Genomic DNA, 13,761 nt, shown 5'->3' on the forward strand with positions numbered 1-13,761 from the left:
TATTTTGATCAAAAGATTAGAATACCACACTATAATTGATGCGTATAGGTAACCTTTATCCACAAGACCTTTTTCGCTCCCTATATTTTAACTTATCCACATGTGAATAACAATAAAACTGCCGAGTGGGCTATTTTATTCATTATAAAGTTTCCCTTAATTAAGCAGGCAAGACGTTTACAATTTATTGCCTATTCACCTTCACTCCACTTTTCAATTGCTAATTAAATAGGATTAAAAAAAGCCTTTAAGTTAAGAACTTAAAGGCTTCTCATTATTTCTCCGGCTTAATAACCACGTATCGATGAGGTTCATTTCCTTCAGAAATTGTTTTTACATTAGGATTATCCAACAAAGAAGAATGAATAATCTTTCTTTCATATGACGGCATTGGTTCTAGTTTTACAGATCTCTTGGTCATATGTACTTTTTGTGCTAATCGATGAGCAAGTTGAACAAGTGTTTCTTTTCGCTTTTCTCGATAATTTTCTGCGTCAATAATAACCGTTACATATTGTTCACTTGCTTGATTCGCTACTAATTGGGCTAAATATTGAAGGGCATTTAATGTTTGCCCTCTCTTCCCAATAATTAACGCAATCTTTTCATCAAATAATTGAAAATAGTATGTTTTCCCTTCTTGTTTTACATTTATCTTAGGGAAAATGCCCATTTCTTTTGCAATATTTTGTAAATAATTTACTACTTCTTCTTTTACATTTTGCTTCTTCTTCACTAAAACTGTAGCTGGTTTTCCACCAAATAAGCCGAGTATCGCTTTTTTCCCTTTATCGAGTATCGATATATCTGCTTGTTCTTCTGTGATGTGTAACTGGGCTAAAGCTGACTCGACTGCCTCACGAACAGACTGTCCAGTAGCCGTTACTTGTTTCACTTTTTCGAACCTCCCGGTGAAGTTGCTTCAGCTCCCTTGCGTAATTCAGGACCTTTAATAAAATAAGTAGAAACAATCATGAAAATATTACCAACTACCCAATAAAGAGATAACGCTGCTGGGAAATTAATGGCGAAAATAATGATCATAATCGGCATAATCCAAATTAACATAGCCATTTGTGGATTCTGATTGGCCGTTCCAGCACTCATCATTTTTTGTTGAATAAATGTTGTCAAACCAGCAATTAGCGGTAAGACATAAATCGGATCCGGTTGTCCTAAGTCAAACCATAAAAAGGTATCTTCAGAAATCATTTCTGTACGAACAATGGCATGATAAAAAGCAATTAAAATTGGCATTTGCACAATTAGCGGTAAACAACCAGCAAGTGGGTTTACACCATGCTTTTGGAATAAAGCCATCGTTTCCTGCTGCAATTTTTGCTGAGTTTGTGCATCTTTTGAACTGAATTTCTCTCTAAGCTTTTGCATTTCAGGGTTTAAAGCCTGCATCGCTTTCGCGTTTTTCGTTTGCTTAATCATAAGTGGCAAAATCACTAAACGAATAATAATCGTTACCACTACAATTGCCCAACCATAACTTCCGCTAAAAATGTCAGCAAAAGTCGTTATAAGCCAAGAAAGTGGATATACAAAAAACTCATTCCAAATCCCTTTACTCTCAGGTGTAATCGGCTGATTATATTCGGTACAACCAGCTAACAGCGTCATAACACCAATTAGTGCGATCAAGGTTAATAATTTCTTAGACACCTTGAATTTCCTCCCTACTCTTCCAATTTACATATTGTATAATGCGTTTTATTTTTATAAAAACGCGTATCAACTGTATTGTATCACTTTTAAATAGAAAAAACTGATTGTTACTCAATATTACTTTTCAGTATTGGCATTCTTTTTTCTTTTCAATACTTTTGATCTGGATAATACATGAATGAGACTTTTTTTCGTCTCATGAAAATTCATATCGGCCGCCGGTTTTCTGGCGATAATAATATAATCATTTCCCTTTTCTACCTCATCCTTCAATTCTAAAAAGACTTGCCTGATATAACGTTTGATTTGATTCCTAGTGACTGCCTTTCCAATTTTCTTGCTAACTGAAAGCCCCACTCGAAAAACATCTTGCTCCTTCTTTGGTAACACATACACAACGTATTGGCGGTTAGCAAATGACGTTCCTTTATTAAAAACCTCTTGGAACTCCCTATTCTTTTTTAACCTATATTCTTTTTTCATTTATTAAACCCACCTGTAGTTTGCGTTTTATATCTTAATGCACAAGCCATTTCTTCCTCATACTTCAATAAGGAATGAAACAATTATTTACAATAAGAATCTCAGTAATCTTTGTTCTTACTTACTACTAGAAAAAAGACCACTGAGATAAATCAGTGGCCTACGCAGTTAATACTTTTCTTCCTTTACGACGACGAGCAGCTATTACTCTACGTCCGTTTTTTGAGCTCATGCGTGCACGGAAACCGTGAACCTTACTTCTTTTACGTCTATTTGGTTGAAACGTTCTTTTCATGTATAACACCTCCCTGAGGATGTAAAAATAAAAATATTGTTAGACAGTCTTTCTAATTATATAGACGATGGCCTTAAAATGTCAATACCACCTTCCATTGTTTTCGTTCACTCCCTACACGATAAGTGCTTGTGGATAAATAAAAACCTCTCCCTTCACTATCCACAGCACATATTGACATCTTTTTCACAACCTAACACGCTGTGGAAAAGTATTTATTCACACAACACTTATATGTGGATAAAAAAGAAAAGCCATTGCAACAAAAGGCTTATTCTGATATGATTATTGTGTTTTCACTCTGAATATCCTATTATCTATTTAACTTTATCCACAAAATGTGGATAGTGTGTGGATAATAAAAACACAAGCCGTGTAGAACCTTGTCCACAGCTCGTGGATAGTGTCGAAAAACCACTACTTTCCTTATTATATGGTTTTACACATTCAGTCTTTTGGATTTTATAAAACCATTACTATTTAGTATGAAAAAACATACAAGAAATATACAAAAAAGAATCTGACGGATGAAATAACTCAACATGTTTGGATATTTGACAAAGCTCGTCAAAGATCCTGTTTTGTTATGTTTAAGATCATTCCTCTTTCAATTGTCTTAGATTTCTAAGGAGAAAATACTATTTGATGAACGAATTTATTTTGACACATCTCGTTATGAATATAGATAACAATACTGAAGCGAAGGAGGGAGCGTATTGGAGAATATTGCGGGCCTATGGGATAAAGCATTATTAGAAATTGAAAAAAAAATAAGTAAACCTAGCTATGATACATGGTTAAAGTCAACTAAAGCACATACTTTACAAGGAGATACTTTAATTATTACCGCTCCTAACGAATTTGCTAGAGATTGGTTGGAAGGACGGTATTCACAACTAATCGCTAGTGTTATTTATGATATTACTGGGGAAGAGCTAGGGATTAAATTTATTATCCCACAAAATCAAGAGCCTGAAGAGTTTGACATTCCTAATCCACCTAAAAAATTAGGTAAAAATGGAGAATCGCAAGATCTTTTACAAAACATGCTTAACTCAAAATATACTTTTGATACTTTTGTCATTGGATCTGGAAACCGTTTTGCTCATGCTGCTAGTTTAGCTGTAGCTGAAGCACCAGCTAAAGCTTATAATCCCTTATTTATATATGGGGGCGTTGGACTTGGAAAAACGCATTTAATGCACGCTATTGGTCATTATGTTCTTGACCAAAATCCTTCTGCTAAAGTTGTGTACCTATCATCTGAAAAATTCACCAATGAATTTATTAACTCAATCCGAGATAATAAAGCTGTCGATTTTCGTAATAAATATCGAAATGTGGATGTTCTCTTAATCGATGATATTCAATTTTTAGCAGGAAAAGAACAAACTCAAGAAGAGTTTTTCCATACTTTTAATACACTTCACGAAGAAAGTAAACAAATTGTCATTTCGAGTGATCGTCCACCAAAAGAAATCCCCACCCTTGAAGACCGTTTACGATCTCGCTTCGAATGGGGACTGATTACAGACATTACGCCACCTGATTTAGAAACTAGGATTGCTATTTTACGTAAAAAAGCGAAAGCTGAACGACTAGATATTCCTAATGAAGCCATGTTATATATTGCCAACCAAATTGATTCTAACATTCGTGAACTAGAAGGCGCGCTTATTCGTGTGGTTGCTTATTCTTCTTTAATTAATAAGGATATTAATGCTGACCTAGCAGCTGAAGCACTGAAAGATATTATTCCTAGTTCAAAACCAAAAGTTGTGACGATTGCAGAAATCCAAAGAGTCGTTGGCGAACAATTTAATGTTAGGCTTGAAGACTTCAAAGCGAAAAAAAGGACCAAATCGATTGCTTTTCCTCGTCAAATTGCTATGTATTTATCAAGAGAATTAACCGATTTTTCATTGCCTAAAATTGGAGAGGAATTCGGTGGTCGTGACCATACAACTGTCATTCACGCTCATGAAAAAATTTCTAAGTTATTGAGTACTGATCCTTTACTTCAGCAACAACTTAAAGAAATTCAAACAACATTAAAAGGGTAATTATCTATCCCCACTTACAGGAAATGTTGTGTATAACTTTTTATTATTTAAGCACAGTCTGTCCACATGTGGATAGGCTGTGCTTACGCTTGGAAAAGCAGTTATCCACATATTCACACGCCCTACTATTATTACTACTATTTTTTTAAAACATATTAATATATGCTTTCCAATAAAAAATATGTACACAAATTGGAGGAATTATTGATGAAATTTGCTATTCAACGTGATTATTTAGTCAGAAGCGTTCAAGATGTCATGAAAGCAGTAACATCAAGAACAACTATTCCGATATTAACGGGAATAAAAATTATTACAACGGAAAAGGGCGTTACCTTAACAGGAAGTGATTCTGATATTTCAATTGAATCATTAATTCCAGTAGAAGAAGATGGGAAGAGTGTTGTAGACATTCACCAACAAGGTGGAGTCGTACTTCAAGCTAAATTTTTTAGCGAAATTGTAAAGAAATTGCCGTCTGAAACAATTGAAATTGAAGTCGTAAATTCTTTTCAAACGGTCATTCGTTCAGGAAAAGCAGAATTTAAACTAAATGGCTTAGATCCTGAAGAATATCCTCATCTTCCTCAAATTGAAGAAGAAAATGTCTTTAAAATACCAACTGATTTATTAAAAACGATGATACGGCAAACATTTTTTGCAGTGTCCACCTCAGAAACACGCCCGATATTGACAGGTGTAAACTGGCGAGTGGAGGATGGGAAGTTAATCTGTACTGCAACAGATAGTCACCGCTTAGCTATGAGAACAGCAGCTATTGAAAGTGAATCTACTGCCCACTACAATGTTGTTATTCCAGGAAAAAGCTTAAGTGAATTAAGTAAAATTTTAGATGATTCTTCAGAGGCCGTGGATATTGTTATTACTGAAAATCAAATACTGTTTAAAACAAAACACTTGTTGTTCTTTTCAAGATTATTAGAGGGGAACTATCCTGATACGACACGCTTAATTCCGACAGATACAAAAACGGAATTGCAGCTTACAACAAAAGACTTTTTACAATCGATTGACCGTGCTTCTTTATTAGCAAGAGAGGGAAGAAATAATGTAGTCAAGCTCTCTACACTAGAAAGTGGTATAGTAGAAGTTTCATCGAATTCTCCTGAAATTGGTAATGTTATTGAGCAAGTTCAAAGTGGTAATATTGAGGGAGAAGATTTGAAGATTTCTTTTAGTGCAAAGTACATGATGGATGCATTAAAAGCACTTGAAGGTTCCGAAATTCATATTCAATTTACTGGAGCAATGAGACCGTTTGTCATTCGACCAATGCATGATGATTCTATCTTGCAACTCATTCTTCCTGTCAGAACATATTAAGACGGTTTAAAATCCTATCTTTTTAGATGGGATTTTTTTATTTTAGTTTTCTTTGTTTCTAGGACTAAAATTTAGTAAAATGAATTATTAGAGACTAAATCGGAAAGTAGTGAACAATCGTGGAAACTGAAATCCAGATTAATACGGAATATATAACGTTAGGTCAATTATTAAAAATGGCAGATTTAATTCAATCTGGTGGTATGGCAAAATGGTTTCTTAGCGAATACAAGGTCTATGTAAACAATGAAGAAGACCAGCGCAGAGGCAGAAAGCTTTACCCAAATGATAGAGTAGAAATCGAAGAAGTCGGTCTTTTTGTTATTAAAGCGGAACTTTGAATAAAGGAATGTTAACTCATGTATATTGAGGGGCTACAGTTAGAAAACTATCGAAACTATGAATCCTTAGAGGTATCGTTTGAAAATAAGGTCAATGTCATTTTAGGAGAGAACGCTCAAGGGAAAACGAATGTTATGGAATCGATATATGTTTTAGCGATGGCAAAGTCTCACCGGACATCAAAAGATAAAGAATTAATCCGCTGGGATGATGAATATGCTAAAATAAAAGGGAGAATTAATAAACGAAACGGGTCAGTTCCTTTAGAATTATCAATAGGAAAAAAAGGGAAAAAAGCGAAGTTTAATCATATTGAACAACCTAAGCTGAGTCACTATGTTGGCAATATGAATGTTGTGATGTTTGCACCAGAAGATCTTCATTTAGTTAAAGGGAGCCCACAAGTAAGACGTCGTTTCATTGATATGGAAATTGGACAAGTCTCCCCTGTTTATCTTCATGATAGTAATCAATATAATAAAATATTACAGCAGCGAAACTCGTATTTAAAACAGCTACAATTAAAAAAACAAAGCGATCAAACAATGCTTGATGTTCTAACGGAACAATATATACAAATGGCAGTAAAAATTGTTCGGAGACGATTCGAATTTATTCGAATGTTAGAAGGTTGGGCCAAGCCTATACATTCAGGTATCTCTCGAGAGCTAGAGGCATTAAAAATTATATATAAACCATCAATTGATGTATCAGAAGAGCAAGATTGGTCGAAAATGATAGAGATATTTGAACAAAAATTCACTCAACTACGTGAACGAGAAATTGATCGTGGTGTAACGTTAGTTGGACCACATCGAGATGATCTTCAGTTTTTAGTGAATGATCGTGATGTTCAAACATATGGATCTCAAGGCCAACAACGAACGACAGCATTATCTGTTAAGTTAGCTGAAATTGAGCTAATTCATTCAGAAATTGGAGAATATCCGATTCTTTTATTGGACGATGTCCTATCTGAGTTAGATGATTATCGACAATCACACCTTCTTAACACGATTCAAGGGAAGGTTCAAACCTTTGTCACAACAACGAGTGTAGAAGGAATTGATCACCAAACGTTAAGAGAAGCGGCTACGTATATTGTTGAAACAGGAAAAATGTCTAAATTGAAATGAGGTGCTTTCGTGTACATACACGTTGGGGAAGATGTGATGGTTCGAACGAACGAAATTATTGCGGTTATTGATAAAGCAACTGTCCAATCTTCTGAAGAAATGCAATTATTTTTAAGGAAACAAAAAAATCAACTTCAGGAGTTAGGGAAAGGACCTTATAAATCATTAGTCGTCACCTATAATGGGATCTACCTCTCCCCTTTAGCCTCAGGTACTTTAAAAAAGCGAGCTGTACCAGGTAATATTTAGGATTTTACCTCAAAAATACATGAACACTCCATATTTCTTTATTGATAAAGAAAAGAGAATTTTTAGGATAAAATGAATAGTCATGTTTAGAAAGTGTAGGTGAACCCATTTGACTATGGAAAATAAACAAGATAATAAGCAGGCGTATGATGAAAATCAGATTCAAGTTTTAGAAGGATTAGAAGCGGTTCGAAAACGACCTGGTATGTATATAGGCTCAACATCAGGAAAAGGTCTTCATCACCTAGTTTGGGAAATTGTTGATAATAGTATTGATGAAGCATTAGCGGGGTTCTGTGATGAAATAAAGATTACGATTGAAAAAGATAATAGCATCACTGTTCAAGATAATGGTCGAGGAATTCCAGTTGGTATTCATGAAAAAATGGGCCGACCAGCTGTTGAAGTAATCATGACAGTCCTTCATGCTGGTGGAAAATTTGGCGGTGGTGGATATAAAGTTTCAGGTGGTCTTCACGGTGTAGGAGCTTCGGTTGTGAACGCGCTCTCGACAGAACTTGAAGTATTTGTTCACCGTGAAGGAAAAGTACACTATCAAAAGTTTGAAAAAGGTGTACCAAGTTTTGATTTAAAGGTAATCGATCAAACAGATATTACTGGCACAATCATTCACTTTCAACCAGATCCGGAAATATTTACTGAAACGATTACTTACGAATACGATATACTAGCCAATCGTATTCGCGAACTTGCTTTTTTAAATAGAGGCATTAAAATTTCCATCGAAGATAAACGTGAAGAAAATAAGCAAAAAGAGTTTTATTATGAAGGCGGTATTAAATCATATGTAGAACACTTAAATCGTACTAAGGAAGTCATTCACGAGGAGCCTATTTACATAGAAGCTGAACGTGAAGGGATTGCTGTTGAAATTTCACTTCAATATAACGACGGCTTTGCTAGTAATTTATACTCCTTTGCAAATAATATTCACACTTATGAAGGTGGAACTCACGAGTCTGGCTTTAAAACGGCCTTAACAAGAGTAATCAATGATTATGCGCGTAAAAATAATATTTTTAAAGAAAACGATAGTAATTTATCAGGGGAAGATGTTCGTGAGGGGTTAACAGCGATTATTTCTATCAAACATCCTGATCCCCAATTTGAAGGTCAAACAAAAACAAAATTAGGAAATTCTGAAGCGCGTACCATTACGGATTCATTGTTCTCCGATCATTTTGAGAAGTTTTTATTAGAGACACCTGTTGTTGCAAGAAAAATAGTCGATAAAGGATTAATGGCTGCTCGAGCTCGAATGGCTGCGAAAAAGGCAAGAGAGCTTACTAGAAGAAAGAGCGCATTAGAGATCTCTAGCTTACCAGGAAAACTTGCAGATTGTTCATCTCGTGATCCTAAAGTAAGTGAACTATATGTGGTAGAGGGTGATTCAGCCGGAGGGTCAGCAAAACAAGGTCGGGACCGCCATTTCCAGGCAATTCTTCCCTTAAGAGGGAAAATAATAAATGTGGAAAAGGCTCGATTAGACAAAATATTGTCTAATAACGAAGTTAGAGCGATTATTACAGCTTTAGGAACGGGAATTGGAGACGAATTCGATATTTCGAAGGCAAGGTATCACAAAATAGTGATCATGACAGATGCCGATGTCGATGGATCTCATATTCGTACTTTATTATTGACATTTTTCTACCGTTATATGAGACAAATTATAGAAGCTGGCTATATTTATATTGCTCAACCACCACTATATAAGGTTCAGCAAGGAAAAAAAGTAGAGTATGCATATAATGAAAAGCAATTAGAAGAATCACTCGCTTCTCTTCCAAAGCAGCCTAAGCCAGGAATTCAACGATACAAAGGTTTAGGGGAAATGAATCCAGAGCAGTTATGGGAAACGACGATGAATCCTGAAACTAGAACGTTGCTTCAAGTTAGTTTAGAAGATGCAATTGAAGCGGATGAAACGTTTGAGATATTGATGGGTGATAAAGTAGAGCCGCGTCGTAATTTTATAGAGGAAAATGCTATTTATGTGAAAAACCTAGATATTTAAAGGCTAACAGGGTAGATGGCAGGTCTATCCTGTCTTTAAATATTGGATTCATATGATCTAAAGCTTTACTAGAAGGAGGTTCACTTTATGTCAGATACGCCAAACCCAAGAGTGAAAGAGATTAATATAAGTCAGGAAATGAAAACATCATTTTTAGATTATGCAATGAGCGTTATCGTCTCAAGGGCGTTACCAGATGTTCGAGATGGCTTGAAACCTGTTCACCGTCGAATTTTGTACGCAATGAATGATCTTGGAATGACAGCAGATAAAGCCTATAAAAAATCAGCACGTATTGTGGGAGAAGTTATTGGTAAGTATCACCCTCATGGTGATTCAGCTGTATACGATACCATGGTCAGAATGGCTCAGGATTTTAACTATCGCTATATGCTTGTTGATGGACACGGGAATTTCGGTTCTGTCGATGGAGATGCTGCTGCTGCCATGCGATACACTGAAGCAAGAATGTCTAAGATTTCTATGGAATTAATACGTGACATTAATAAAGATACAATTGATTATAAAGATAATTATGACGGACAGGAAAAGGAACCCGCTGTTCTCCCTTCCCGTTTTCCAAACTTACTTGTGAATGGTGCATCAGGGATTGCTGTTGGAATGGCCACGAATATCCCTCCACATCAATTAGGTGAAGTTATAGATGGAATCTTGGCTTTAAGTAAGGATGAAGAGATTACGATCCAAGAACTTATGGACTATATTCCTGGACCAGACTTCCCAACTGCAGGTTTAATTGTTGGAAGAAGTGGGATTCGCCGTGCCTATGAGACAGGAAGAGGTTCAATTATTCTTCGTGCTAAGGTAGATATCGAACAAAAATCGAACGGAAAAGAAACGATTATTGTTCGAGAAATTCCTTATCAAGTAAATAAAGCAAAATTAATAGAGAAAATTGCTGATTTGGTACGTGATAAGAAAATCGATGGTATCACGGATCTACGTGATGAATCCGATCGAAAAGGTATGCGTATCGTCATTGAAGTTCGCAGAGATGCAAACGCTAACGTTTTGTTAAATAATTTATACAAGCAAACCGCTCTTCAAACGAGCTTCGGTATCAATTTATTAGCATTAGTAGATGGACAGCCTAAAGTTCTTAATCTTAAGCAGGCTTTAAAGTATTATTTAGAACATCAAAAAGTAGTGATTCGTCGTAGAACTCAATTTGAGTTAAGAAAAGCGGAGGCTAGAGCTCATATACTTGAGGGACTACGAATTGCATTAGATCATATCGACGAAATTATTGCGCTTATTCGTGGATCGCAAACAACCGATATTGCGCGCCAAGGGTTAATGGAGAACTTTTCCCTTTCTGAAAAACAAGCACAAGCAATTCTTGATATGCGACTACAACGCTTAACTGGTTTAGAACGTGAAAAAATTGAAGATGAGTACCAACAACTTCTTCAATTAATTGCTGAATTGAAAGCTATTTTAGCAGATGAAGAAAAAGTGCTAGAAATTATTCGTGAGGAATTAGTGGAAATTAAAGAGCGTTTTAATGATGTCCGCCGTACAGAGATTATTGCAGGTGGAATTGAACAAATTGAGGATGAAGACTTAATCCCACAAGAAAATATTGTTGTAACGCTAACGAATAAAGGCTATATTAAGCGATTACCCGTTTCAACCTATCGAAGTCAAAAACGTGGAGGACGCGGTGTTCAAGGAATGGGAACGAATGAAGATGATTTTGTTGAACATTTACTGACAACCTCTACTCATGACACAATCCTTTTCTTTACGAATAAAGGAAAAGTATATCGAGCAAAAGGCTATGAAATTCCTGAGTTTAACCGTACAGCAAAGGGAATACCTATTATTAATTTGCTCGGAATTGAAAAGGATGAATGGATTAAAACGATTATTAAGGTAGAAGAATTTGATGCAAACTGGTATTTAACCTTTACTACTCGTCAAGGACTTACAAAACGAACTCCATTATCTGATTTCGCAAACATTAGAACGAATGGGCTAATTGCTTTAAATCTTCGAGACGAAGACGAACTGATTTCTGTTAAGCTTACTGATGGATCAAAGCATATAATTATTGGAACTAGAAAAGGGATGCTTATTCGCTTTATGGAAGGGGATGTTCGTTCCATGGGACGAACTGCAACTGGAGTAAAAGGAATATCGTTGGATAAGGATGACGAAGTCGTTGGAATGGAAATACTTGAAGAAGATAATGATGTATTAGTTGTCACGAAAAATGGTTATGGAAAACGAACCCCTGCATCTGAATATCGTATTCAAACTCGAGGTGGAAAAGGATTAATTACATGTAACATTACCGAAAAGAATGGAGAACTTGCCTCTGTTAAAACAGTAACTGGTGAAGAGGATCTAATGTTAATAACCGTTCATGGTGTTCTGATTCGTATGGACGTCAAAGATATTTCTACAACTGGTAGAAATACTCAAGGTGTTAAGCTAATCAGTTTAAAAGAAAGTGAGTATGTTTCTACCGTTGCTAAGGTGCAAAAAGAAGAAGAAAAACAAGAAGATGAAATAAATGTAGAAACAGAGCAAATAGAATCAGAAGAAGAATAAAATAGGAAGGAGTACCTAAAAGATTATAGGTGCTCCTTTCTTTTTTTGTTACAATAAAGGAAAAATATAAACGAGGGATGATGCATGAAAGCGGCGGTAGCGAATTTGGAGACAGGTTGCATTTTAGCAAAGGATGTAATGGGCCTTAGTTCCTATCCCTTACTTCCTAAAAGCACGATTTTAACAGAACAACATATTGAGGTTTTACAGGCATTCTCCATTGAGGATGTACATGTTGAAAGTGTTAAAATAGACGGAACGGTTTTTTATCAAAGTCCAGTTACTAAAACGCAAGTAACGCAAATGAATGGTAAGGAAAAGTTAACATTTATTCAACACTATTTTAAAGTCGTTCAAGAATACAAAAAAGAATTTATATCTTGGCAATCTGGCTCCGCTATTAATATTGCTAAAATAAGAAATCTCTTCCTTCCCCTCTTTCAAGATTTAGAGAAAGAACAACATGCCTTATATTTTTTAACTCATCACTCATCAAAAAATGAGTATGTATACCATCACGGCATCGCTGTTGGACTTCTAAGTGGAATGATAGCTAAGAAGCTCAAGTATGACCAAGGAAGTTGTATACAAGTAGCATTAGCAGGAGTACTATCGGATTGTGGAATGGCGAGAGTCTCCCCTGCTATATTATTTAAAAGGACGCCCCTTACTGCGATGGAATTTAATGAAATTAAATTACATACTACAAATAGTTACCAAATGGTTAAAAACACCCCCTTTTTAAAAACAGAGGCAAAATTAGCTATTTATCAACATCATGAACGGTTAGATGGCAGTGGATATCCTCGGGCTGAGAGAAAGGACAAAATTCATCCGTATTCACAAATTATAGCTATTGCAGATATTTATCATGCAATGACTTCAGAAAAAAACTATCGAAGCAAACAATCCTCTTTTAAAGTGTTAGAAATGATAAGAGAAGACAGCTTTGGCAAACTTAATAGTGTGGTAGTCGATTCAGCAATACAGCTATTAGCAAATTTACCAAAGGGAACGAACGTACGTTTATCTGACGGACAAGAAGGCGAAGTGTTATTTACTAAGAAAGAGGAGATGACTAGACCCCTTATCCAAACTTTGAAGAGTGGCCAAATCATTGACCTGACGAAAATGAGAGATGTATATATAGAAAGTGTTATTTCATAATAAATATAGCCAGCTCCTTTATTGAATAGAGTTGGCTGTATTATTAGTGTAGATTTGTGTTGCATAGTGAAGAAAATTTATGTATAATATTTTTTGTTGTTTAAAAACAGCTCATAATTTTCTTTTAAAAAAGTTAATAAAAAACATTGACTATATAAAAGGAATTGTGGTATATTATTAAAGTCGCTAAAACGACATTGATTGAACTTTGAAAACTGAAAAGACGAAACGTCAACGTTAATTCTAAACGTAAGAACTTAGTTCTTACACAAACATGAGCAAGTCAAACTACTTTTATGGAGAGTTTGATCCTGGCTCAGGACGAACGCTGGCGGCGTGCCTAATACATGCAAGTCGAGCGGACTGATGGGGAGCTTGCTCCCCTGACGTCAG

General features: G+C 35.5%; 12 protein-coding genes and 1 rRNA gene. 9 read left to right on the plus strand and 4 right to left on the minus strand.

Annotated elements, in window-relative coordinates:
* Positions 1 to 274 precede the first annotated feature (274 nt).
* The 4 genes from jag to rpmH all read right to left on the minus strand — a co-directional run bounded on the left by jag (position 275) and on the right by rpmH (position 2,452).
* Positions 275 to 895 carry an RNA-binding cell elongation regulator Jag/EloR gene (gene jag, locus WAK64_RS15215; protein ID WP_336587840.1) on the minus strand — a complete coding sequence of 207 codons (621 nt, stop codon included), beginning with the start codon at positions 893 to 895 and terminating at the stop codon, positions 275 to 277.
* Entirely contained in the window at positions 892 to 1,671 is a 780-nt protein-coding gene (gene spoIIIJ / locus WAK64_RS15220; RefSeq protein WP_336587841.1) for a YidC family membrane integrase SpoIIIJ, read from the minus strand. The genes jag and spoIIIJ overlap by 4 nt, the downstream gene beginning before the upstream one ends.
* A 120-nt stretch (positions 1,672 to 1,791) precedes the next feature.
* A complete protein-coding gene (gene rnpA, locus WAK64_RS15225; protein WP_336587842.1) occupies positions 1,792 to 2,157 on the minus strand; it encodes a ribonuclease P protein component in 366 nt (121 codons plus the stop codon).
* 160 nt (positions 2,158 to 2,317) lie between these two features.
* The gene (rpmH, locus tag WAK64_RS15230; protein WP_336587843.1) at positions 2,318 to 2,452 is read right to left on the minus strand and encodes a 50S ribosomal protein L34; all 135 of its coding nucleotides are present in this window, start codon (positions 2,450 to 2,452) and stop codon (positions 2,318 to 2,320) included.
* A 716-nt stretch (positions 2,453 to 3,168) separates the two neighbouring features.
* Between rpmH and dnaA the strand changes: the two genes are divergently transcribed.
* The 9 genes from dnaA to WAK64_RS15275 form a co-directional block, all read left to right on the plus strand.
* Positions 3,169 to 4,515 (plus strand): chromosomal replication initiator protein DnaA, encoded by a 1,347-nt coding sequence (dnaA, locus tag WAK64_RS15235; RefSeq protein WP_336587844.1) that lies wholly within the window; start codon positions 3,169 to 3,171, stop codon positions 4,513 to 4,515.
* A gap of 207 nt (positions 4,516 to 4,722) precedes the next feature.
* Positions 4,723 to 5,859, plus strand: a complete 1,137-nt coding sequence (dnaN, locus tag WAK64_RS15240) for a DNA polymerase III subunit beta (protein ID WP_336587845.1) — start codon at positions 4,723 to 4,725, stop codon at positions 5,857 to 5,859.
* A gap of 119 nt (positions 5,860 to 5,978) precedes the next feature.
* Positions 5,979 to 6,200 carry a S4 domain-containing protein YaaA gene (gene yaaA / locus WAK64_RS15245; protein ID WP_336587846.1) on the plus strand — a complete coding sequence of 74 codons (222 nt, stop codon included), beginning with the start codon at positions 5,979 to 5,981 and terminating at the stop codon, positions 6,198 to 6,200.
* Between the two features lie 18 nt (positions 6,201 to 6,218).
* Positions 6,219 to 7,337 (plus strand): DNA replication/repair protein RecF, encoded by a 1,119-nt coding sequence (gene recF, locus WAK64_RS15250; protein WP_336587848.1) that lies wholly within the window; start codon positions 6,219 to 6,221, stop codon positions 7,335 to 7,337.
* 9 nt (positions 7,338 to 7,346) lie between these two features.
* Positions 7,347 to 7,586, plus strand: coding sequence for an extracellular matrix regulator RemB (gene remB, locus WAK64_RS15255; RefSeq protein ID WP_336587849.1), 240 nt, complete (start codon positions 7,347 to 7,349; stop codon positions 7,584 to 7,586).
* Between the two features lie 115 nt (positions 7,587 to 7,701).
* Positions 7,702 to 9,624, plus strand: a complete 1,923-nt coding sequence (gene gyrB / locus WAK64_RS15260) for a DNA topoisomerase (ATP-hydrolyzing) subunit B (protein WP_336587859.1) — start codon at positions 7,702 to 7,704, stop codon at positions 9,622 to 9,624.
* A gap of 87 nt (positions 9,625 to 9,711) precedes the next feature.
* Positions 9,712 to 12,201 (plus strand): DNA gyrase subunit A, encoded by a 2,490-nt coding sequence (gene gyrA, locus WAK64_RS15265; protein ID WP_336587850.1) that lies wholly within the window; start codon positions 9,712 to 9,714, stop codon positions 12,199 to 12,201.
* A gap of 84 nt (positions 12,202 to 12,285) precedes the next feature.
* Positions 12,286 to 13,368 (plus strand): HD-GYP domain-containing protein, encoded by a 1,083-nt coding sequence (locus WAK64_RS15270; RefSeq protein WP_336587851.1) that lies wholly within the window; start codon positions 12,286 to 12,288, stop codon positions 13,366 to 13,368.
* Between the two features lie 293 nt (positions 13,369 to 13,661).
* A 16S ribosomal RNA gene (locus WAK64_RS15275) occupies positions 13,662 to 13,761 on the plus strand; the annotation flags it as partial.

This window comes from Bacillus spongiae (genome assembly GCF_037120725.1).
In the GTDB taxonomy this organism is placed as follows: domain Bacteria; phylum Bacillota; class Bacilli; order Bacillales; family Bacillaceae_K; genus Bacillus_CI; species Bacillus_CI spongiae.

Bases quoted from the DNA above. Each gene is read 5' to 3' on its own strand.
- rnpA (WP_336587842.1), bottom strand. From the start codon at position 2,157: ATGAAAAAAGAATATAGGTTAAAAAAGAATAGGGAGTTCCAAGAGGTT.
- gyrA (WP_336587850.1), top strand. From the start codon at position 9,712: ATGTCAGATACGCCAAACCCAAGAGTGAAAGAGATTAATATAAGTCAG.
- WAK64_RS15270 (WP_336587851.1), top strand. From the start codon at position 12,286: ATGAAAGCGGCGGTAGCGAATTTGGAGACAGGTTGCATTTTAGCAAAG.
- gyrB (WP_336587859.1), top strand. From the start codon at position 7,702: ATGGAAAATAAACAAGATAATAAGCAGGCGTATGATGAAAATCAGATT.
- rpmH (WP_336587843.1), bottom strand. From the start codon at position 2,452: ATGAAAAGAACGTTTCAACCAAATAGACGTAAAAGAAGTAAGGTTCAC.
- dnaN (WP_336587845.1), top strand. From the start codon at position 4,723: ATGAAATTTGCTATTCAACGTGATTATTTAGTCAGAAGCGTTCAAGAT.
- recF (WP_336587848.1), top strand. From the start codon at position 6,219: ATGTATATTGAGGGGCTACAGTTAGAAAACTATCGAAACTATGAATCC.